Here is a 23,173-nt window from a genome sequence, read left to right on the forward strand (position 1 = left end):
ACTATGAACTTTCAATTATTAATATTTATAAATTAGATGATATTAAGTTATAATTTATTATTCTTCACTATTATAAGTTTTCTATTTTTAATGATCTGTGCAGTATTTTCTTACAAATATGGTTTAGTAGATAAACCGAATAAAAGAAAAATACACTCTAAACCAACAGCTTATACTGGTGGAATAGCCTTGAGTGCCTGTTATATTTTTTCTTTATTATTTTTTGATATTTTAGATGCAAGTTTAAATTTAATTATATCAATTTCATGTTTAATTACATGCGTTGGGTTTATTGATGATAAATATAACTTAAATACTGGTGGCAAGTTAAGTTTACAAATCATACCAATATTTTATTTAATAATATTTGAAAATTTAACACTTTCTTCATTAGGTGAATATGCTCATTATAATTTACTTTTAAATAGTTTTGAAATTCCATTCACTTTATTAAGTGTACTATTTTTAATAAATGCCTGCAATTATTTTGATGGTATTGATGGATCATTGGGAATAACATCGTTTTCGGTTTTATCAATTTTATATTTTCTTGCAATTGATGAGTTTGTAAAATTATTTATATTTATAATTGCACTACCACTATTGTTATTTTTATTTTTTAATTTTTCTATATTTAAATTACCTAAATTATTTTTAGGAGACAGCGGAAGTCTACTTTTGGGATTTATTTTGTCATTTATTTTGATTTATTTTGCTAAAAATCAAATTACACATCCGATATTACTTGCTTGGTCAGTTTCATTATTTGTTTACGAATTCTTATGTGTAAATTTAAAAAGATTAGAAAATAAAAAAAATCTTTTCAAACCAGGTTTAGATCATCTTCATTATTTTATTTTAAATAAAACTAAGTCAAATTTTCTTACAAATTTATACTTATTTGTGTCTAATATAATTTTATTTACTATAGGTCTTTTTGTTTACAAAAATTTAGGACCCACTTCATCTCTTATATCTTTCTTATTTTTTTTTCTTATTTTTTTTATAATTCGAAAAAGAGTCTTGTGCTCAATTAATTAATTTTTTCTAAAAAATTTAAACTAAATTAATTCTATCTATTTCTCAAAAATCTTAAAATAGATCCAATACTAAAATTATTACTATCATCAAAATAATGCGCTAAAAGTGTTAGTCTAAAACTATTACATGTTTCTAAAACTGGGAAATTAGTATGTAGTGTAGTTTTCCCCAAAAAAATTAAGGGTTCATAGTTTTTGAAATTTTCTATAACTGATATGTTGTCTAAAGAAAGTTGATCTAGACCTTTTTTTGATGCAAACTTTTTATAATATATCTTTTCATAAAAATTAATTATTTCGTTTTTAGGAAAATTTCTTATATTTGGATAAAAAATAAGTTCACCAGATGAACCAACTTCATTTGTTGTTGGTATTTTAATTGGAAGTACTAGAGTAAACAAATGAGAGTCAAAGTGAGCTCGATACATTTCTTTACGATTTCCTGGTTTAACCTTTCTAGCTATATGATATTGGTTAGATAATTTACCATTATAATTAAATTTTTTTTTTGCTAAACTTAACAATTTAGGTGCAAGATATTTCTCTAATTTTAATTTATTTAAAAATTTCTCATGACTTGAGCACAGTTCCATAAATGTTTCTTTTCCCATCTCATTTGATATGTCGATTGCTAATTTATCTAAATTAAATTTCTTTATCGATGGTAATTTCACTGAGCCAACATCAATCAGTTCCTCTAATTTTGTATCCAAATCGCTCCAATATTCTTCTAAGATTCTATTTTCATTTTTGTCCATAAATATAAAAATTAATATTATTTAAAAAATCGTTCCATATTTATTTTAGGAAAAAATACCGCTAATAATGTAAGGAATATTAATTTAAAGTATAAATAAATTGATTGATTATTAATATACCATTTTTCAAGCTGAGCTTTTCTTGGGGTTATTTTTTTTTTATAAGTTAATTCTGGATTGCTAGTATTTTGTAAAATTTTTTCTTCATCTCTAAAGATAATTGAGGCTACTCCTGAGAGACCTGGTCTACATGAAGATATAATTTTTTGATCAATTTCTGAATAAAAAGAAAACTGTTTCTCGTGAAGTGGTCTGGGTCCTATAATGCTCATTTGACCTAAAAAAATATTAAATAACTGAGGAATTTCATTAATTTTAGTTTTTCTTAAAAATTTACCTATAGGCAAAACTCTAACATCATTTTTTAATGTTACAGTTCCTGAGCCAATTTTTTCACTATTCTTAAGCATTGTAGCGAATTTGATTAACTTAAAAGATTTCTTATTTTTTCCTATTCTATCCTGTTTATAAAAAATTTCACCTTCTCCAGTAAAACTTAAGATTAAAATAATTATTATTATTAATGGTGCAAAAATTACAATTGCAAAAGTAGAAAAAAAAATATCAAGAACCCTTTGCATAATTAAATTTTTTGAACATAGACATTTGAATAATTTGTTGAATGTACATTGATTTCTCCAACCAGTTTTGCACCCTGAGCCAAATAGAATGAATTCGCTTTAAGAGATTTTCCAACTATTACTGTAAATTTTGATACTGATTTAGATCTAAAATAATTTATCAATTCTTCATACAATCCTTTACCTATCCCCTGATTATTGTACTTGGAATTGACACATATTGTTAATAATTCTTCTTTAGGATACTTTGATCTGCTATAACTAGACATATGTTTAAGAAGATTAAATAATTTTCTTAATTTATTTAAATTAAATAATATTGGTATTAGCACAATAGTAAGTTTAAAAGGATGGTGTAATAGTAATCTATGTAGGTTGGCACTACCTAATGAACCGGAAACAAATCCAACTAATTTATTTTTTTTATATTTTAAAATTAATGTTGTAAAATTTCCCTCATCTATACAACGATACATTAAACTTAAAAACTTAATACCTAAAGTAGGTAAAAAGCCTGTTTTTAGGCTTTCTATATGAAGTTTGGCGACTTCTAAATATATTGTATCTTTGTTAAACATTCATTTAAATGATTTTTCTTGAAACGCTAGACGGTATATTCACTACCCTATCATAAAGCCACAGAGAATTTTTAAGTCCGTCATTTTGACAATTTTTAAACATTTTTAGCTGAGACATTAATCTCCAAATCGGACGTGTCATAACACCTCTCTTATTAGTATTAATCAAAAAATAATCTCTTTCTTTTTTTGATTTAAAAACTATTGCATTTAACCAATAATTGGCTTCGCTATCTTTAATAGGAACTACAAACTTTACATTTCTCTTTTCGAAAAATTTTCTCCAATGTAAGGATAATTTTTTCTTATTTAACAAAAATTTATTTAAGTTTTCTATTTGAGCACAACCAAGAGCTGCATTTAAATTAGGCATCCGAAAATTAAAACCTATTTCATCATGAATATATTCATATAAATGAGGAACCTTAGCAGTAGTCGTTAGGTGTTTAGCTTTTTTAGCAATTTTATAATTATTTGTAATTAGCATGCCCCCTCCACCTGTAGTTATAATTTTATTTCCATTAAAACTTATAGATGCAATTAAAGAAAATGTACCTGTATGTTTGTTTTTAACATAACTTCCAAGAGATTCTGCGGCATCCTCTACTAAATTAATTTTCCATTTATTACATATTTTCTTTATTTCTTTAATTCTACAAGGAAAACCAAAAGTATGCATAGGAACACATGCTGAAATTCTTTTTCCTGTTTTGTTATTATAGGTTTTGTTATTAATTATTTTAGCATTTTTTTTTAAAAAACTATCTAATGCAAATGGACTTAAACCCATGGTGTCTTTATCAACATCCAAAAATATTGGATTTGCACCTAAATACGAAATAGCATTACAAGTAGCAACAAAAGTAAGTGATTGAGTAATCACTTCATCATTATATTTGACGCCTGAAAGTTTTAATCCAATATGAAGCGCATTTGTTCCATTTACAGTTGCTACTGCATATTTGGCTCCAGTAAAATTTATAACTTTTTTTTCAAATTCCAGAACTTTCTTCCCGACGGAGGAAACGAAATTTGTATCAATACATTCTGATAGATATTTCTTTTCATTTCCTTCAAATACAGGTCTATGAAGAGGAATTGCTCCTTCTCGATATAATTTTTTAACTTCAGCTATAAAATCATCTAAAATTTTTTTATTCATATATTGATTATGTTAATTAAATATTTTGTTAGAAACATTTTAGACTTAATTATTTTTAGAATTTAAATTATTTATAAGTTTAACATCAATCAAATTTTTTTCTCTTTTTTGGCTTACATAACTAATTATTTTTTTTAATAAGTCGAATTGTGCTTCAGATTTAAAATAAAAATTTGAAGGATGGAACCATAAATGAAAGCACTCATTTTTACTTATAGCGCTATCGATACCATCTTTGATCTTTTTATACATTGAAAAATTTGAAGCTATTCTCCTAATACCGTTTTTGCTTATCAAAAGCACAGATGTAGGAATTTCAATTAATCCGAAATTATCAAGTTTAGGTATTACTGAATTAGACTTGATTGGCAATGTCTTGTCAATCAAATTAGAAATTTTTCCTAAAAATTTATTGTAATCGTAAACTCTCCTATACCAACTTTTATCGATACTTCTATAAGCTTTAAAATTAAACTTCTTTAATACATCAAGATGATGAACCTGATTTCTTGGAAAGACTAAAGTATCAGTTTTCAAATTAAACTTATTAAAAAAATAATATGATTTTTCAAAATCTTCAATGACCTCATTTCTGTGACATTTTTGAAATTCTTTATGATTGTATGAATGAGAAGCAACTAAATGTTTTGTCTTTGAAAGTAGAATACTTTCTAAAATATCTGGAGCAAACCAAGCTTTTTTATCATTAACGTTTATCATTTTATTATTTTCATCTAAAAGAGCTGATACAATTGCCCAAGTTACTGGCAATTCATATTCATCAAAAATTTTTAGTAAATTATTACAGATTAATCTTTCCAATGATATTATTCTGTCTAAGTTTCTTTTATTTATTTTGTCCCACACACCCCATGCGAGCTCGAGATCTATTGATATCACAAATGATGCTTTATTCTTTAACATATAATTTAGAATTTTTATAAATATTATTTAGTATAAATTTTTTATTATAAATGAAATTCTACTATATGTATCAATTATTTTATTTTTATTTTTTTTTAAAAATTTTAATTTTTCAAAATTTTTATCTTCTAAAAGTCTTTTTTTAATTATATCCAAATTTGTGTCCATTTTTACTCTTTTATAATTAGTATTTTTCATCAATTTATTTAAATATTCTTTCAAAATTATTATTATAAATTTATCAACCGTAGAATTATTTGTACTATACAAAAGACAGCCAAAAAGACATTGGATTATACCATGATCGATAATTATTGACCTGTCTTTACTTTGATAGGATCTAATAAAACCAATTACAAATAAAAAACTAAAAATATTTTTTATTCTATATTTTAAATTATTAAATTTTATTATTTTATGAATTTTAAATAAAAAAATTAAATCTGTTAGTTTAACATTAAAAATATAAAAAAATTTAACTAAGATTCTTACTAATCTTTTTTTTTTTGATATTAATATGAAAGATAAATCTAAATTTTCTTTATGAGCGATGCTTTTTGCTTTATAAGTTTTCCCTGAAGCAGAAAATCCATACAGCTCAATTATTTTCATTTAAATCTTTAACAACACATTTTAAAATATTTTTAATTGTCTCATCTTTATTATAATCATTATTTAATTCAATAACTCTTTTAGATTTAAATTTACTAATAGAAAATAGTTTATGCCTATTTATAATTTCTTCATCTGTCTCTTTTTCTAATTTAAATCTTTCATTATTCCTTTTGAGGCAAATATCAACATTTGTTATAAGTCTGAATTCTGTATCTAAAATCTTAATTGCCTTATAAAAAAAATTCTCAAGTTTAAATAATATTTTTTCTATAAAGTTAAACTTTTTGCTATAAATTAATCTAGGTCCATTAAGGTGGCCTGGATATTCAGAAACATATCTATCAAAAAGAAAAATGTTAGTTTTGTTGTTAAAATAGAAAATGTAGATACTAAAAATATATCTTAAAAAACTTAATAAAAAATCCATAAAGTATCGAGAGAATGATACGTTAACTTTTTTTATTTTTGAATTCCTTATTTGCTTTTTTTCTTTTCTTTTAATAAAAATATTTTCTAAAAATTTTGGAAATGGTTTTCCAATATTATATTTTTTAGTTTTAAAATATCTAGAAAATAAATTCTCAAAATCATTAATTAAAGTAGTTTTTCCAGAACCATCTGGTCCACTAATAAATATAAATATATTTTTTTTAAATCTAAATTTTTTGTATCTAAAAATTTTTTTTATAATTATTTTGAACATAAATTTTAGTTCAATTAAAAAAGATGATATATCACTAACTCTCTTTTGACTTGAGATAGCTGCTAGAAGTTTTTTTTTATCACTTTTTAAATTAAGGCTAATTCTTTTTGGATTAATTTCCATTTTTGAAAATTTTAATTTTCTCTTATTTTTTGAATTTTTTAATAATAAATTATATTCATTAACATAATTGTCTTGATCTCTTTTAATAAGATAAGATCCTAAAATTGATAAATTCTTACATGTGACTCTAATTTTAAATAGTTCTAACTGTAATTCATAATCCATGATCCAGAGATTATTCTTTGAGTCATAAATTTTATTTTCAAAGTAATTATATAAATTGGTCAGATCATAATTTTTAGAAATAGAATTTCCAGTTAGTAGTTTAAAATAAACATGAATATGATAGATATTTTTTTCATCAAAAAATATATAGTGATGTAGATCTTTAATATTGTTTGAAGTCGATTGAGTTTCAATCCATAAATTCTGTTTTATTAAATTATTAAACTTTTCCTTGTTTTCAAAACTTACATAAATATCTAGATTTTCATTACCTAAGAAAAAATCCTCAACGAGATTATAATTTTTCCAAACTACATAATCTATATTGTGTTTATCAAGTTCATAAAAAAAATTAAATGGCTTTAAATAAATCATGATGAAAAATAATTTCTAAGCTCCTTTTTTAAAAACATATGTTTTATCAAATTTGATAATAGAAATGAGATTGACAATATTACAAGATTAAAATTTGCTGCTGATATTAAAATTAAGAATATCTGGAGCATAGCAGAATAAATTGATATTAATTTTAAAGTTTTTTGTCTACCAATCATATTTAAAAATAAAACTTGGGGACCAAAAATTACTCTTAAAATTGAATTAATTAACAGTATCCTAAAAATTAACAAATAGTCCTCAGACGTAATTTTAAAAAAAATACTCAAAAAAAATTCTGAAAAAATAAATAAAATTAAAAAAATTGGAAAAGTTATTAAAAAAGAAATATTTCTATTTTGAAAAAAATTCTCTCTTTGAGTTTTTTTACTTTTTTTGTATGATCCAACTGCATATTTTGGAGCGTATATTGAATTTAATACCAGTGGAAAAAAAAATAAACTAAATGCTAACCAGTAAATAGAGCTAAAACTAGCTATTGTACCTGCATCATAAAAAAAGGTGCAAATAAAAATTGAACCCCAAACTAATGTATAATTTACAAAATCTACAACAAAATAATCTGGTAAATCAAAAAAAATTTTTTTTCTGATATTTATTGACACATGCTTAATTTCTGATTTTTTGTTCCAAAAAAGAAAATGATAAATTAAAATACAATTTATTATAAATATTATTAAACATGAACATAAGAAATATAAAGATATATAAAAAAGTGTAATAGTAACTTCGAAATAATTAAAAGTAAGCACAAATATACTACTTAAAAATAAAATTGATCCAATATCTGAAAAGTTAGATAATTCTGGCAATTTAATTGATCTTAATAATGATTTTTGCAATTGAATAAAAGTGAATATTGGAAATGATATAGAAAAAAATATTAATACGTCTTGTATTTTCTCATTATTATAAAAATCTATTGCAATTTCTTTTTCAAACAAAAAAACAAAAATTGATATTAAAGTACTTATAGATCCAGATATTAAAAATATAAAAATTATGAGTTTTTTTATATTATTACTATCTTTATTTTCATATAAAATGCTATTTATTCTTAATGTTGCATGATTTAAACCAAATTTTGAAAAAATACTGAGAAAAGTAATTAATGAAATACAAATGGTAAATATCCCAAGTGATTGTTTATTTAAATAAAAAATAATTATGAAATTAAAAATAATCAATCCTAGACTTGAGATCAATTTACTTAATGAAGAGTAAAATAATTTCTTTAAAAGTATATTAAATTCTATCATATTTTTTTGTTTAACCTAATTACCTAAAATTTTTTTTATCTAAATTTGAATAATTTTTTAAGAGTTTTTTTAAAAAAAATTTTCTTTCAAAATTATCAATTACAATTTGACGAGCTGAACTAGATAATTTTTTATACAACTGTTTATCTAAAAAAATTTTTTCCATTGATAAGTAAAGACTATCCCTATCTTTTGGCTTTACTAACAATCCATTTATGCGATTTTTGATAATTTCATTGCATCCATTAATATTTGAAACAATTGAGGGTTTCTTCATACTACCCGCTTGAAGAACAACATTTGGAAATCCTTCTCTATAAGACGGAAGCACCAAACAATTACTCAATGCTAAATATGATCTAACATCCTCTTTAAAACCAGAAAAATAAACATTTTTATTATACTTAATTATTCTTTTGGCTTGAGAAGAAATAGGGTCTAATTCTTCCTCTTCCCATCCTAATAAAACTAGCTTTGTATTTTTATATTTGTCATTCAATTTAACAAATACATCTAATAACTCTTCAATACCCTTATCTTTTACGATTCTACCTATAAATATAAAGATGAAATTATTTTCAATTAAAAGTTTTTTTTTTAAATTTTTAGCCTTTTCCTGAATTTTTTTAGTGATTTTAAAATAATTGGTATCTATACCATTGCTACTTCCATTACCTATAACTAAAAATTTAGTTTTTGGAACATAAAATTTTTTTAAGATAAAATTTTTTAATCTAAAAGAATTAGGATAAATTCTTGTTGCAAATTTATAAGTGAGCCATTCAACTAAAAATAATATTTTTTTTTTTAAGCCAGTTGCTTCCATTAAAGGCATACCTCCTACAGTATGAATTCTATGAGGTATCCTACAAAGTATAGAAGCTAACATAGAAATTATTCCTGCTTTTGGTGTTTGAGAATGAACAATGTCTGGACGTTCTTTTTTTAATATTTTTATCATTTTTATAAGCGATGCTATGTCTTTAATTGGTGAAATTTTACGTGTCATATTTAACGAAATAGTTCTTACATTTTCTGATTTTCTAAATTTAATAAAATCCTCTCCTGGGCTTGAAACAGCAACTACATCATGAAATTTATTTAGATATTTTAATTGATCCTTTAAAAGAATTCTAAAAGCTACTGGTTTAGTAGTTACTCGGATAATTTTAAGTTTTTTAACCACTAAAGTATAAACTAATCACGTTACAATCTTAAATCTACTTCTTCAGAGGAGAATAGATGTTTTAGATCATAAATAATATGTCGATTTTTACACAAATTTGATATTTTGTTAATGCCAAACGATCTAAAAATGTCATGTGCTACTGTTATAATAACTCCATCGTATGAATTATCTTTAAGTTTAGATGTTGGTAATTTTTTATATATTTTTAACACATCTTCCTCATCAGCCCAAGGGTCATAAATATCTATATCACAACCTGTTTTTGTCAGCTCATCTATTACACTTTTACTACCTGAATTTCTGGTGTCAGCACAATTTTCCTTAAATGTTAAGCCCATAATTAAAATTTTTGCCTCTTTAATTTCAATATTCTTTTTTTTTAACGCTTCAATAAATTGAGATGAAACTTGTTGACCCATGTTATCGTTTAGTTCTCTACCAGCAAGAATAATCTTTGGGTTATAACCAATACTCTTAGCTTTATAAGTAAGATAGTATGGATCAACTCCTATGCAATGACCACCAACTAAACCAGGTTTAAACTTTAAAAAATTCCATTTACTTCCTGCTGCATCCAAAACTGCCTCAGTATCAATATTCATTTTGTTAAAAAAAATTGATAATTCGTTTATTAAAGCTATGTTTAAATCTCGTTGTGTATTTTCAATTACTTTTGCAGCTTCAGCAACTTTAATACTAGGAGCTTTATGCGTTCCTGCTATTACAATCTCTTTATAAAGATCATCAACAATTTTTGCTATTTCTGGTGTCGAACCAGAGGTTATTTTTTTTATTGTTGAAACTGTATGTTCTTTATCTCCTGGGTTGATACGTTCAGGGCTATAACCACAAAAAAAATCTTCGTTAAATTTTTTACCAGAAATTTTTTCAAGGAGTGGGACACATTCTTCATCTATACAGCCTGGATAGACAGTTGATTCATATATAATCAAATCTCCTTTTTTAATTACTTTTCCAACAATTTCAGAAGCTGCGTATAATGGTTTTAAATCTGGTTTTTTTAATTCATCAATAGGGGTAGGAACGGTTACAATAAAAATATTTGCAGACTCTAGGTCATTTTTGTTATTTGTAAAAAAAAGTTTATTTTTAGTCTTCAGTTCTTTTTCAGTTATTTCTAAGTTTTTATCTAATCCTAATTTTAATTGCTCTATTCGTTTTTGTGAAATATCAAAACCAACTACTTTAAATTTTTTAGAAAATTCTAGAGCTAATGGTAATCCAACATAACCTAGACCAATGATGGCTAATTTACTATTTTTATTCATTAAGCTTTTATTTGATAATATTCTTTATACCATTCTACAAACTTAGAAATTCCATTATAGACAGATGTAGCTGGTTTGTAATTAAAACTAGCTTGTAAATTCTCCACGTTTGCAAAAGTGTCAGGTACATCACCAGGTTGTAATGGTAAAAAATTTATATTTGCTTTTTTTCTCAATGTTTTCTCTAATGCTTCTATGTATTCCATTAAATGGACTGGCTTATTATTTCCAATATTGTAAATACGCCAAGGAGCCAGACTAGTAGCAGGATCTGGCTTATCACCATTCCAACTTAAATTAGTAGTTGAAGGGTTGTTAAGAATTTTTGAAATCCCCTCAACAATATCATCAACGTAAGTAAAATCTCTTGTATGTTTGCCATTATTAAAAACATCAATGGGTTCATCATTTAAAATTGCTTTAGTAAATTTAAATAATGCCATATCTGGCCTTCCCCAAGGTCCATAAACTGTAAAAAACCTTAATCCTGTAGTTGGAAGTTTATAAAGATAACTATAAGAATGGGCCATTAATTCATTAGATTTCTTTGATGCTGCATAAACAGATAAAGGATGATTAGCACTATCATGTTCTGAAAAAGGCATTTTAGTATTTGCTCCATAAACACTAGAAGTACTTGCATATACCAAATGTTCTATTTTATTATTTCTGCAATTTTCTAAAATATTAGAAAATCCAACAATATTACTATTAATATAAGCTAATGGATTCTTCATTGAATAGCGAACACCAGCTTGTGCAGCAAGATTAACAACAATTTGAGGCTTATGTTTTTTAAAAATTTTTCTTAAACCAATATTATCAGTCAAATCTAAACGATGGTGTTTATAACCTTTAAACTTTTTTAGTATTTTAAGTCTTGCTTCTTTTATTTTAGGATCATAATAATTGTTATGATTATCAATACCTACTAAATGTCTTCCATTTTTCAAAAGCTTAACACTTAAAGAAAAACCAATAAATCCAACTGATCCTGTAATTAATATTTTTTTTAGGTTATTGTCCATATTGTCAATTAATATCTAAAAATTACACTTGTAAAAAAATATAATTATAGAAAGTAAACATGATATAATTCTTTTACTATATTAGTTCAATTTTTTAATTATATTTTAGACCACACTTTATTGTAGGATTTTAACATTTTATTGATCCCAAAGTTTTTCTCAATTCTTGCTCTTGTGCTTTTAATTCTTTTTTCTCGACCTCTATTTCTAAATTGAATTATTGCTTTTTCAATTGTCTTAGCCAGTTTTAGTGGATTCTTGGGCGGAACTATCCATCCAGTTTTTCCAACAATATATGCAGAATCGCCTGCATCTGTAACTATACAAGGTGTTCCACAAGCCATAGATTCTGCAATTACATTTGGGAAACCTTCTGTGCTGCTACTTTGAACATGAATATCTAATCCATTCATAATCTGGGAAATATTGTTATTTGGACCTATTAGTTTTACATAATTGCCTATTTTTAATCTTTTAATTTCATCAATTAAATTTTGATTTTTATTTATATTTGTACCAATCAACAAACAAAATAAATTTGTTTTTTTTAAGTCAATTAAAGCAATAGCATTTAATAAATTCTTGTGATCTTTTCTAAGATCATATCTTGCAACTTTTCCAATTAAGGTAACGTTTTTTTTTATTTTAAATTTTTTTTTAAAATGCATCAAATATTTTGAATTAGGCTTTAAAATTTTTAAATCGTATCCATTAGGAATCAAAAATAACTTTTTTTTACAATAGCCTAAATTTTGAAAAGTTCTTTTGGCTTTTTTTGAGACAACTATAATTGATTTTGGTAAAAAATGAGAGATTTTTGAAAGTATTCTTATAATAAAAACTGTTGTTAATTTTGCAGTCTCTGTATCAATATTAGAATAACGAATATTCCAAACTATATTTTCAACTCCTGCCAATCTTGCAGCTATACCTCCAATAAAATCACCATGTACAAGCCATGTTTGAACTACATCGGGTTTTAGGGAATTAATTATTTTAATTAAATTGAAAAATTTTAAAATAGACAAAATACTTTTCATATTTAAGCAATGAACTTTAACACCTATTTTTTTAAGAGGCTCGTAATACTTGCCAGGTGCTTTAAGTGCAATAACAACATGTTTGTTAAGTGAATCATACTTACAAACTTTATAAAGCGAATGCTCTGCACCCCCATCTCCTAATGTGGTTATAATATGGACGATCTTTTTCATTACTTAATATTCTGTATATTTTTTTTTTTAAAAAAAATAAATTTTGGTATTAATGGGGCTATAAGCAATAAAAATACAATAAAAAATTTCGCCCTATGCCTTATACCTGTTCCAAAATTACCAACCCCTATTGCAAATACAAAAATAAGACAAGCAAGCACAAAAACAATATTTCTTAGACCTGGATCTTCTATTATTTTTTTTCTATTAATCACCATTAAAAATAAAATAAAAGTATACATTAGTCCATCTGCCAAGCCGAGTATATGAATAGTTTTTCTAATATCCCATGGTAAAGGTGAGATAAGAAAATAAACGCTACGGATAGGACCTTTATAAACCATTTGAATTGGATTTTTAATTTCTAACCACTCAGGATAAGAGGCATCACCTCTTGTTGTGTGAGATGTCATGTAAGTGACACGAGAGAAATCTAAAATATCGTCAACAGTTCCAAGTTTTGGAACATGCAATTTTCCTAAAAAAAAGTAAGAGACGCTGATCGTTAAAAGAAAAATTATAAAAAAAGATTTTAGATTTAATTTTCCATTTTTAAGTGAAATAAATACTTTTTTAAAAGTTCTAAGTCCTACAATAATTAAAAAAGCGATAAGGCCTATAAACAAACCTCCATGAAAATGCATTGCTATATAAAAACCTAAAATTGCAATAAAAAAATTTTTTATTCCTCCATATTTAGACCAATTATAGGTACCCAATATCCCTAACAATAAAAAAAAATAAATGTAAGTTTCTCTCATAACTAAACATGAATAGAGTACTAAAGGTGGATATAATGCTGCTATCCATCCTACTTTCATAGCAATTTTTTCACCCCAAAGTCTTCTTGCTATAAACCAACCTAAAAAAACAGATAATATACCAAATAACAAACTTAATGATTCTGCCATTATCAAACTTCTTCCTAATACAGAGTAAAGAAGTGCGACTGGCCAAGTTACAAAATGAGCTGAGGGACCAGAGTAACTTAATAAAACATTTAAAAAACCATCCTGTGATAAAAGCCAAGCATCATTTTCATATGTCCTTGCATCTGCAGTGCTATCAAACAAATTACCAACGTAACTATTGTAAAAAATAAATATTACACGTACAAAAAATGATATTAGAAATATCTTTTGAAAGTTTTGCCAACGATAACTTAAAACTGATCCAATTGTAAAAACTATTAATAATGAGAAAAGTCCAGTTACCATTTTTTTACTTAACTATACCTGAGTTTGTTACTTAATTACACTTGTGTATTAAAATTATAAAGTATAATTCATTAACTTTATTTATAACATCTAAATTTATAAATTATTCATAATATTTTCTACTCTGTGTTTCCAAGAAAATTTTTTAAAGTCTTTTAAAGCATTAGCTCCTAATTTATCTCTTAATTCTTTTTTCTTCAAAACAGTAATAGATTTTACTAAATCATCTAAATCTTCTGGTTTAACAAGAATTGAGTTTTTTGAAGTAAGAACCTCTCTCAACACAGGTAGATTAGATGCTATTATAGCTTTTTTGTGAGCCATGTATTCAAAAATTTTTAGAGGAGACATAAACTCACTTGTGTTTCCTGTATCTTTAAAACCGAAAACTGAAACCTGCTTTCCATACAAAGCTAATAGAATATCAAAAGAATTACGATAATTTATTGTTTCATTGGGTGGTACAAATCCATAAAAAAAAATATTCGATAATTTCAATTTATTTGAATAATTTTTCCATTTATTAATATCTTCATAAGTGCCACCTACAATGTGAAAAGTCACATCTTTCATTTGTTTTGCACATTGTATAATTAATTCAATGCCTCTACCCCTATACAAATGACCTACATACCCAACCTTTAAATTTTTTTCATCACCTTTTAATTTAATTTTACTGTTTAAATTTAAAACTTCATCTGCGCCATCATGAGCTACATAAATTTTTTTAGTATTCAAGAAGCCACTTTGTAAATAAATATTTTTAAGTGCTTGAGATATCACTATAAGCTTTTTTAGATATTTACTCTTAATTAATTTTTTAAAAATTATTAATCTATGTTTTTTCATTGTTGAAAAATTTTCGTGTGATTCAAATATAACTTCATTCTTCAAAAGTGTTGCAACATAACAACCATGTAAAAATCTTCCATACACCAAATGAAATTTATTATTAAAAATTAAATAATAAAGAATACCTATTAAATATAATACAACACCACCTTTTAAATCTGGATGCCAAATTTTTTTGATCAAAAAATTTTTCTTTACACCGTAATAATCATAAACATCACGAACTCCATTTTCATATAGTTTTTTTTGACCTGGGGCCAACAAAACTACATCATGACCATTATCAGATAGTGCTTGGCACATTTTCATTACATGAATACTATTAGCAGTTCTGGAGGGTATTATTGATTTAGAAATGTAGAGTACTTTCATTTTTTTTATGTTTTATAATTTATCTGGTTTAAAAAATATTCAATTCTAACTATCTTTTTAAAATTTTCTTTAAATACATTTTTTTTAGAGTATTTTCTATTTTGTATGTCTTTGGCATAAATCTATTAATTTCGTTAAAGCTAAAAATATTATCTAAATCATTTGTACTCTTTAAAATAGCTTTGTAATTTAAATCATCAATATTTTTCAATGTATCAGTGTTAAAACTATTGTTCCCTCCAAATGGTATTGAAAATACTTTTGAGATATTGATATCCTTCTCTTTTAAAAAATTTTTACATTCAATTATTTCGTTATATTGTTCTTCTCTTGTCAAAGAGGAAAGAACATAATGATTTGCTGTATGATTTCCATAACTTACTAGAGGGTGTTTAATTAAATATTTTTCATTATCAAAACAAAATTTATATCTGTCATTTATTTTCAAATCTTCTTTTTGTATAAATTTATCTATTTCATTTTCTACTTCTATACTGCTGTAAACTGGATTTTTTGAAATTGAATAAAAATTTTTTAAATGTTTTGTTTCAAATAAATTTGAACTATTAATAAACTCATCCACCTTATTATTTTCAATGAGAAATCTTACCTTATCTCTCCAAAAAATTTTACCTTTAAATGTAGAAGAATTTATAAAAATTGTAATTGGAATTTTAAGATAATCAAATACTACCAATGCTTCATCAATAACGTTTTTATATCCGTCATCAACAGTTAAGCTTGCAAGACCTTTTTTATTTTTAATTTCAACATATTCATCAATGGGGATAAATTTCCAAAATTTTTGAATAGTTTTAAGCTGTGTTTTTAAAACTTCTAGAGAAACATGATCTATATTATCTTTAAAATTTGGATTAGAGCCAACCGAATGATATAAAATTATTGGATTGTAACTTTTTATTATTAAATTTATTGGAACAAAAAAAGCAGCTAAATCTTTAAAAATATTTATCATTAAATTTTTGTTTGTATTTTGTCATAGCAAGAAAAAATATTTTTCAAAATATAATCAAATTCTTTTTTTTCTAAATTGCTCCAGTTCTTATAATGGTATTTCTTTTTTAAACCTTTATTTGGAGCTTTATTTATAACATTATAAAACTGTTTCTTTGTTAAAATCCCTTTAAAATTAAATTTATCTATCAACTGTTCATAAATTTCATAATTTTGATTTACATCTTCTAATTTAATAAATGATTTATCTATATTATTTATTTTTTTAAAATCTTCATAAATAGCTTTATTGACTGTTCCCCAGAACCAAGTAATTTTACCTATTCTAGTTAAATTATTCCAATCATGTAAAAATTCATCGCAAGGAACAATCCTAGAAAAATTTCTTTTTAAATTGTTAGTAAAATCAATTAATGGACTTTGTTTGTTTATAAAATTGTTAGAATTTAAATACCAATCTTTAACAAAAAAAGACTCTACGGATTCTATTGGATCTCGTAAATGGAAAAATAAATGATCTGGATAAAGTCTATGACACAAATCTTGAACACCAAAAGAAAAATAAGGTGATGCAATAAAAGTATTTTGGTATTTTGCCATATCTCTTTTTGCAGCGAGTTCAAAAAGTTTAAAAAATCCTTCTTTATTAATTGGCAGTTTAAAATAACTGATGTATCTGTAAAATGCTTCAAAGTCACTAAATCTCTCACAAGTACCTACCCAATTAGTGTGACTATTAAATATTTTAGCAAACCAATTTTGACCACATCTTCCAGAACCAAAACTAAGTATGAATTTGTTATCTTCACTCTTTTTAAAAAAGCTGAATTTTTTTAATTCTTCATATGATGGTCTTTCTAATTTTGCAGCTTCTTTAGAGAGTCTAAATAATTTATTTTTAATTTTATAAATTAAATTTTTCATCAATTGTCTCTAATTTTTTTAAATCATCTAGACTATCTATTTCTATCCATCCTCCATCAATAAATATCGGAGTTACATTTAACAAGTTATCTATAACCAATTGAATAAAACTAGTCATAAACATATTATCAAAGTTTTTTCCATCATAGAGGCTTTCCTTATTCAAATTGTAATAAAATTTAATTACTTGACGAATTATTTTTTTTGAAATTTTAAAAAGACCAATATATTGACCTTCTATTTGATTGTAAGAGTATGCCTTTTTTCCTATTTCAATAATATTTCCATTTTTAATTTTTAGAGTCTCTGCATCATCGAGAGGATTTTCCATTCTTAGACTCCAAAGTTCTTTCCAATTTCTATCAACAACAACACTAAAATTATCTTTTGAATTCATCAATTGTTTTAAAATTTTTTTTTGATAAATGATATCTGCATAAGAAATAATTAAATCATCATCCATAAATTCTTCAGCACAGAATAAAGAAGAAACCATATTTGTATTTTCATAATTTTTATTATTAAAAAATTTAATATTTTCAAACTTTAGATAATTTTCTAAAACGGTAGATTTATAGCCATTTATGATACCTATATCTTTAATTCTACAATTTTTAGCAGCCTCAAGTATATAATCGATGATGCATTTATTTTTAAATTTAACCATACATTTTGGGATTTCATTTGTTAAAGGTCTAAGTCGAGTTCCTTGACCTGCAGCTACTATAAGCATTTTCATAATATAAATTTACTCATTTTAAAAAATTTTTTTTAATGAAAAAGTTTAAACAATTTAAATCAATTAATGATTATTATTTAAAAAAATTTCTTAATTAAACTTATTTGGTTTTTATTCAAAAATTTTTCTCTTTCACTGTGCCACATTTGACCAAATATTTTATATTTTTTATGCTCTATTGCTTTTATTATTCCACTATTACTTCTAGCTGATACAATTAGATCACTTGGCATTTTGTCAATAGCATAATTATGAAAAGAATTTACAGTTGAAATCTTATTTAGCTCATTAAAATACTTAGATTTTTTATTTATATCAAGCGAATGTCTAATGCCTACTTGATTTTTAACTCTTTTAAAATTTGCTCCGAAAAAATCTCCAATTATTTCCATACCTCTACACATTCCAAAAACAGGTATCCTCTTTTTTATACAATATTTTATTAATTTTTTTTCAAAAATATCTCTTTTTAAAGATAACTTATTTTTATTTACATTATTTAAGTCATTACCACCTGTTAAAATAATTCCATCAATTTTTACAGAATTAAAATATCTCTTATGGTCAAATTCAATAGGTAAAATAATTGGTAAAAAATTTATCTTTTTAAAAAATTTTCCCCAATTAACGTCAAGTGCTTCACGGACTTCATAATAATTTTCATTTAATAGTAACCTCTGTGTTACAGCTATAGTTTTCATTAAATTATTATAACCTGTCTATTTGCTGCATCTATTTCTAAATTTTTTTTCTGACAATACTTTGTAAAAGAGTTTTCGCCACATCCAATCACTGCTGGGATTCCAAGCTCAGCACATCTTATAGCCATGTGAGAATTAGCACCGCCATAACAAGTAATTAAGCCAGCAATACTTTTTGAAAACAAATAATCATAACCAGGATCTGCTGATTTTATACAAACTATTTTATCTTTAACATTTATTGACATAATATCTTTTTCTGTAACTACAGCAGACTTAACTCTTTTTAAAGTAATAAAATTTGGTTCATTTTCTTCTAAAAAAAATGAAAATATGTCTTTTTTATCCTTTATCACATTGGGTAATTTAATAGCTTTTGTGTGTAGATAAAACTCTTTGTTCTTTTGAATATCATTTATTAATATATTTTTTAAATCTCTATTATCTAAAGAAGCGTATAAATTTATTATTTTTTGAATATCTAAATAAGCTAGGTCGTTTTTATTAATTTTATATTTATTTCCTAGTTTTTCTATATAATTAAGTATCTTACTCAAGTGCCTACTAAATAAAAATTTAACATATTCTCTTCCTTCAATTGCTTCTTTTATAAATATAATTAAATTTTTAAAGTTTGTATCAATTTTATTTTTATTAATTAATTTTGAAATTTGTTGTTTTTGAAATTTTGAAAATTTAAAAGAATTATTTTCAGTAACATTAAAATTATTTTTAGAATCAAAGTACATCTCATAAGATTCATCATATCTAGGAGATAATATATCATAGGTTCCTGGCCTTAAATGACCATAGATTTTTAAAAATTCTTTTTTTTTTAAAAATTTAAAATCATTTGATAATTGCTTAGATACGGTATTAATAGACTTTAAAAATTTATCGTATTGTTCATTTGTAAAAATATTTGAGTGAACAAAAGATTTTAAAATTTGTATTGCTATAAAACCAGCTCTTGCAACTCCAGCAAAAGGTAAGGTTCCATATCTTTTAACATCTTTTATTAACCAGTAAATTTTATCAATTATTGATAGATCTGAATTGACTATTTCATTAAATTTTTTTTCTAAAAGATATGACTTTTCTAAATCTTTTTTATAAAGACCATTTTTTATATTTATAATTTTATTTGTAATGCCTAAAAGAGATTTTTCAATTTCTTGTAATTCATTTTTTTTGAAACCATATTTTAACAGTTTTAATAACTTTTTATTTAAACCAAAATAAAAACAAGAATAAATAATTTCAAACTCAACTTTATCATGTTTATTTAAATTTATAGATAATTCATTTAAATAATAGTTAACGAGTTTTGTGGCTATTTTTTCATTCAAACTTTTTGGTATGAAAGAATTAAATGAAACTCTAACATCAATATATGGAACTCCAAGAAAAGAAACTAGGAGAGGATGTGACCTTAATCTTCTATAACCATAATTATCTCTTTGATATGCCCATGTCTCATCTGTTATTAATTCTTTATACAATGATAAAGCTAACATTTTTGGTCTTAAACCTATAATCTCTGCTGGATTCCAATCCGTCATAACGCTAAATAAAGCTTTATTACCTAGCAGATTTGGATGAGGCCTATTTAATTTTTCAATTTTCTTTTCTAGTTTTCTTAAATTTTTCTTTAAATTTATATTAGATAAATTTTCTTTTTTATTTTTAACAATTGCTCTTACTTGAAAAATATATAATTGATTTTTAGAGAATGCGAACTCGATATCTAAAAATTTATTTTGGAAAATTTTTTCACATTCAATTGAAGCATTAATAATTTTATTTATTCTACTATCTCTATATTTAATCTGATTCTTAAAATTGATAAAACTTTTAAGTTTATTGCTATTTCCGCTGGTAACACTATTTGTACTACCACTTTCATCATAATTTATAATTTGATAAGGACTCAATGTATCTAAATCGCAAGTAAAAATTACTCCTGACATTGTTACATTATTTAGCATTGGTTGTACGAAAATCTCATCTTTGCTTTTGCTCCTTCCTAAAGAAGCAGCAACTTTTTGTATAGATCTCTCCAAATTATCTTTATCATTTACATTTACATTTAATATTGAAAGAAATTTCCCAGCGTTTGAATTTTTTAAACTGTCTTCGTTTTTTGATGACGATCTAATTATTACATGGCTTTTAAATTTTTTATTTATTTCAACTAAAATTTTATTTTTATTTTTTTTATAAGTAGATAAATTAAATCTATAAATAGGAAGTACTTTTGCAGATTTTATTATTTTGGTTAAATCTTCCAAAGTTTTTGATTTTGTTGAAAGTTTAATTTTTTTCATATTATTTTTTTTGACTTTGAATTATTTATAATTCCTTATTATATTTAATAATTGACAAATGCTTTAAGAGAGGATGAATAACATAAAAAATTGATCCTCCTTCATTACTTTCTTGAATACTCGGATTAATTTTACTAATTTTAAAATATTCAACTAAAGCTTTTGATCTTATTAAAGGGTCAAGTACATAGTCGAAATCAATCCCTTTTTCTGAAATTTTATATTCTTTTTTATAGAGCAATGGACCTTCGTCTATTCTTTCATTAAGAAAAATTACACTACAACCAATTTTTGATTCAAGTAACATTGAATAATAAATAGTTGTACTGCCCCTATACGCTGGAAGTAAACCAGGATGAACATGAATAAATTTTTTATTTTTTGAGAGTATTTCTTTACCCAATATATAGCTACTCGGTCCAGAATAAATAATATAATTATCCTCTATATTCGCGACTTCTTCAACTACATCTTTTGAGTTCACATCTAAATTATTTATTTCTACAAACGAAATTTTATTTTTTTTTATAGTCTTAAGAACATGCTCTTTCTCATCAAAAGAAATATCTAAATCTATTAATTTTCTAACAAAAATTTGATTTGTATCTTCAGAAATAAGTTTATCATTTTCTGTATGCTCAATTAAAGTTTTATTGTTGTTATTTAGAAATAAAATTTTACTCGGAATAAAATTATTTTTTATTAAATTTTGTAAATATGCTTTTGAACGATTATTATTAGTTAGCAACATAGAAAAATTCATTTATATGTAATCCCCTATAATTTTAAGCTCACCCTCAATTGCTTTGATTGAAAAAAAAATTTCTTTACCATCCCCGATACTGTTTGAGATTGAGCTTATAGTATCATTAACTTTTAAAATTGTGTTTAAAAATATCAACTTATTTTGATCATCAGCCTCAAGATAGTATTTTTGTAAAACAAGAGAAAATAGAGGATATAGAAGAAGTTCATCAAATTCAGAAGAAAGTTTTTTTAAGCTTTTTATATCATATTGCAAAAAAAGTTTTTTGCTTACTTCAAATCTTTTTATTAAAATATCTATATTTTTAGCTTGGCTTTTTAGTTTAGATGAATCTGAGTTAAATAAATAAATCAAATACTCTTTTAAATCTAATTTTCCATCTTTATGATATATTTTACCAATTAATTTAAAATTTTTTTTATTTTTGATTTCAAGTTTTTTTAAATTGTTTTTTAAAATATTTAGACTTCTCATCCTATCTTTTTTATATATTTGTAAAAAATCTATTCCTTGAAAGTCAGAATATTGATAAGTATTAGGAAATTTTAATAAGTTATTTGCTGAATAAATATAATTCTCATTAATATTTATGTTTAATTTTTCTATTATTTTTTTTACAATTATTTGATAATCAGGATTTTCATCATTATTATCTATAATTAAATCCGGGGTTAGTGGTGGATCAAATTTAATATCAACACCTACTACATTTTTAATTTTACCGTTTAGAGCTTTTTTGTATAGCTCTTTATTGTCTCTTCTTAATAAATTTTCAAATTTAACATCTATGTAAATTTCTTTGTAATTAGGAATATTTTCTCTATTGTATTTTTGATTGTCATGAAAAATAGAGAGTACACAGGCTATAACGTTTATATTTTGTGAACTTAAAAATTCACAAAATCTACTTATTCTGTATGCATTTTTTCGTCTATCCTCAATAGTGTGTCCTAAATCTTCTCCTAAAATATTTCTAAAAATATCTCCGTCCAAAAATATCCATTTTTCATCAGAGTGTTTAAGTTTTTCATAAATTTTTTTTCCTATAGTTGTTTTACCTGATGCAGACATTCCTATAAGCCATATTATCATCTTGAACCTCTTTGATTACTACAATTTATAGGATCTAAATTCACTTAAAAAAATATTTATTTAATTTTAATTTTTTAATTTAATGAATTTTTCTACAAAAAGATTTAAAAATAACATATTTAAT

Annotated in this window: 22 protein-coding genes; 1 reads left to right on the forward strand and 21 read right to left on the reverse strand. The window is 24.2% G+C overall.

Annotated elements, in window-relative coordinates:
* Nucleotides 1-90 precede the first annotated feature (90 nt).
* A complete protein-coding gene (locus ACTTAW_RS07685) occupies nt 91-1,041 on the forward strand; it encodes a glycosyltransferase family 4 protein (protein ID WP_440651929.1) in 951 nt (316 codons plus the stop codon).
* Between the two features lie 31 nt (nt 1,042-1,072).
* On the opposite strand, the gene ACTTAW_RS07690 is transcribed toward ACTTAW_RS07685, so the two are convergent.
* The 21 genes from ACTTAW_RS07690 to ACTTAW_RS07790 all read right to left on the reverse strand — a co-directional run bounded on the left by ACTTAW_RS07690 (nt 1,073) and on the right by ACTTAW_RS07790 (nt 23,049).
* Nucleotides 1,073-1,798: a hypothetical protein gene (locus tag ACTTAW_RS07690; RefSeq protein ID WP_440651931.1), complete on the reverse strand. Its 726-nt coding sequence runs from the start codon at nt 1,796-1,798 to the stop codon at nt 1,073-1,075.
* Nucleotides 1,799-1,815: 17 nt separating this feature from the next.
* Entirely contained in the window at nt 1,816-2,439 is a 624-nt protein-coding gene (locus ACTTAW_RS07695) for a sugar transferase (protein ID WP_440651933.1), read from the reverse strand.
* A gap of 2 nt (nt 2,440-2,441) precedes the next feature.
* On the reverse strand, nt 2,442-3,017 hold the full coding sequence (locus ACTTAW_RS07700; RefSeq protein WP_440651935.1) for a GNAT family N-acetyltransferase: 576 nt from the start codon (nt 3,015-3,017) through the stop codon (nt 2,442-2,444).
* 4 nt (nt 3,018-3,021) lie between these two features.
* Entirely contained in the window at nt 3,022-4,179 is a 1,158-nt protein-coding gene (locus ACTTAW_RS07705; protein WP_440651937.1) for a LegC family aminotransferase, read from the reverse strand.
* A 45-nt stretch (nt 4,180-4,224) separates the two neighbouring features.
* On the reverse strand, nt 4,225-5,103 hold the full coding sequence (locus ACTTAW_RS07710) for a polysaccharide deacetylase family protein (RefSeq protein WP_440651939.1): 879 nt from the start codon (nt 5,101-5,103) through the stop codon (nt 4,225-4,227).
* A 27-nt stretch (nt 5,104-5,130) separates the two neighbouring features.
* Entirely contained in the window at nt 5,131-5,715 is a 585-nt protein-coding gene (locus tag ACTTAW_RS07715) for a hypothetical protein (protein WP_440651941.1), read from the reverse strand.
* Nucleotides 5,702-7,084 (reverse strand): hypothetical protein, encoded by a 1,383-nt coding sequence (locus ACTTAW_RS07720; RefSeq protein WP_440651943.1) that lies wholly within the window; start codon nt 7,082-7,084, stop codon nt 5,702-5,704. Before ACTTAW_RS07720 ends, ACTTAW_RS07715 begins: the two co-directional genes overlap by 14 nt.
* Nucleotides 7,081-8,364 (reverse strand): lipopolysaccharide biosynthesis protein, encoded by a 1,284-nt coding sequence (locus ACTTAW_RS07725; RefSeq protein ID WP_440651945.1) that lies wholly within the window; start codon nt 8,362-8,364, stop codon nt 7,081-7,083. Before ACTTAW_RS07725 ends, ACTTAW_RS07720 begins: the two co-directional genes overlap by 4 nt.
* Nucleotides 8,365-8,383: 19 nt before the next feature.
* Nucleotides 8,384-9,550: a glycosyltransferase family 4 protein gene (locus ACTTAW_RS07730; protein ID WP_440651947.1), complete on the reverse strand. Its 1,167-nt coding sequence runs from the start codon at nt 9,548-9,550 to the stop codon at nt 8,384-8,386.
* A 20-nt stretch (nt 9,551-9,570) separates the two neighbouring features.
* On the reverse strand, nt 9,571-10,842 hold the full coding sequence (tviB, locus tag ACTTAW_RS07735) for a Vi polysaccharide biosynthesis UDP-N-acetylglucosamine C-6 dehydrogenase TviB (protein ID WP_440651949.1): 1,272 nt from the start codon (nt 10,840-10,842) through the stop codon (nt 9,571-9,573).
* Nucleotides 10,842-11,870 (reverse strand): NAD-dependent epimerase, encoded by a 1,029-nt coding sequence (locus ACTTAW_RS07740; RefSeq protein WP_440651951.1) that lies wholly within the window; start codon nt 11,868-11,870, stop codon nt 10,842-10,844. Before ACTTAW_RS07740 ends, tviB begins: the two co-directional genes overlap by 1 nt.
* 98 nt (nt 11,871-11,968) lie before the next feature.
* Entirely contained in the window at nt 11,969-13,084 is a 1,116-nt protein-coding gene (locus tag ACTTAW_RS07745; RefSeq protein WP_440651953.1) for a glycosyltransferase, read from the reverse strand.
* Nucleotides 13,084-14,301, reverse strand: coding sequence for an ArnT family glycosyltransferase (locus ACTTAW_RS07750; RefSeq protein WP_440651955.1), 1,218 nt, complete (start codon nt 14,299-14,301; stop codon nt 13,084-13,086). The genes ACTTAW_RS07745 and ACTTAW_RS07750 overlap by 1 nt, the downstream gene beginning before the upstream one ends.
* Before the next feature lie 96 nt (nt 14,302-14,397).
* Entirely contained in the window at nt 14,398-15,525 is a 1,128-nt protein-coding gene (locus ACTTAW_RS07755; RefSeq protein ID WP_440651957.1) for a glycosyltransferase, read from the reverse strand.
* Between the two features lie 49 nt (nt 15,526-15,574).
* Entirely contained in the window at nt 15,575-16,501 is a 927-nt protein-coding gene (locus tag ACTTAW_RS07760) for a polysaccharide deacetylase family protein (protein WP_440651959.1), read from the reverse strand.
* Nucleotides 16,501-17,424, reverse strand: a complete 924-nt coding sequence (locus tag ACTTAW_RS07765) for a hypothetical protein (protein ID WP_440651961.1) — start codon at nt 17,422-17,424, stop codon at nt 16,501-16,503. Before ACTTAW_RS07765 ends, ACTTAW_RS07760 begins: the two co-directional genes overlap by 1 nt.
* Nucleotides 17,405-18,163, reverse strand: a complete 759-nt coding sequence (locus ACTTAW_RS07770) for a sugar phosphate nucleotidyltransferase (protein ID WP_440651963.1) — start codon at nt 18,161-18,163, stop codon at nt 17,405-17,407. Before ACTTAW_RS07770 ends, ACTTAW_RS07765 begins: the two co-directional genes overlap by 20 nt.
* 77 nt (nt 18,164-18,240) lie before the next feature.
* Nucleotides 18,241-18,864: a gamma-glutamyl-gamma-aminobutyrate hydrolase family protein gene (locus ACTTAW_RS07775; RefSeq protein WP_440651965.1), complete on the reverse strand. Its 624-nt coding sequence runs from the start codon at nt 18,862-18,864 to the stop codon at nt 18,241-18,243.
* Nucleotides 18,864-21,191, reverse strand: coding sequence for a PEP/pyruvate-binding domain-containing protein (locus ACTTAW_RS07780; protein WP_440651967.1), 2,328 nt, complete (start codon nt 21,189-21,191; stop codon nt 18,864-18,866). The genes ACTTAW_RS07775 and ACTTAW_RS07780 overlap by 1 nt, the downstream gene beginning before the upstream one ends.
* A gap of 25 nt (nt 21,192-21,216) precedes the next feature.
* Nucleotides 21,217-21,942: a formyltransferase family protein gene (locus tag ACTTAW_RS07785; RefSeq protein ID WP_440651969.1), complete on the reverse strand. Its 726-nt coding sequence runs from the start codon at nt 21,940-21,942 to the stop codon at nt 21,217-21,219.
* Nucleotides 21,943-21,954: 12 nt separating this feature from the next.
* On the reverse strand, nt 21,955-23,049 hold the full coding sequence (locus tag ACTTAW_RS07790; RefSeq protein WP_440651971.1) for an adenylyl-sulfate kinase: 1,095 nt from the start codon (nt 23,047-23,049) through the stop codon (nt 21,955-21,957).
* Nucleotides 23,050-23,173 lie beyond the last annotated feature (124 nt).

This window comes from Candidatus Pelagibacter sp. HIMB1495 (assembly GCF_052047955.1).
Classification (GTDB): domain Bacteria; phylum Pseudomonadota; class Alphaproteobacteria; order Pelagibacterales; family Pelagibacteraceae; genus Pelagibacter.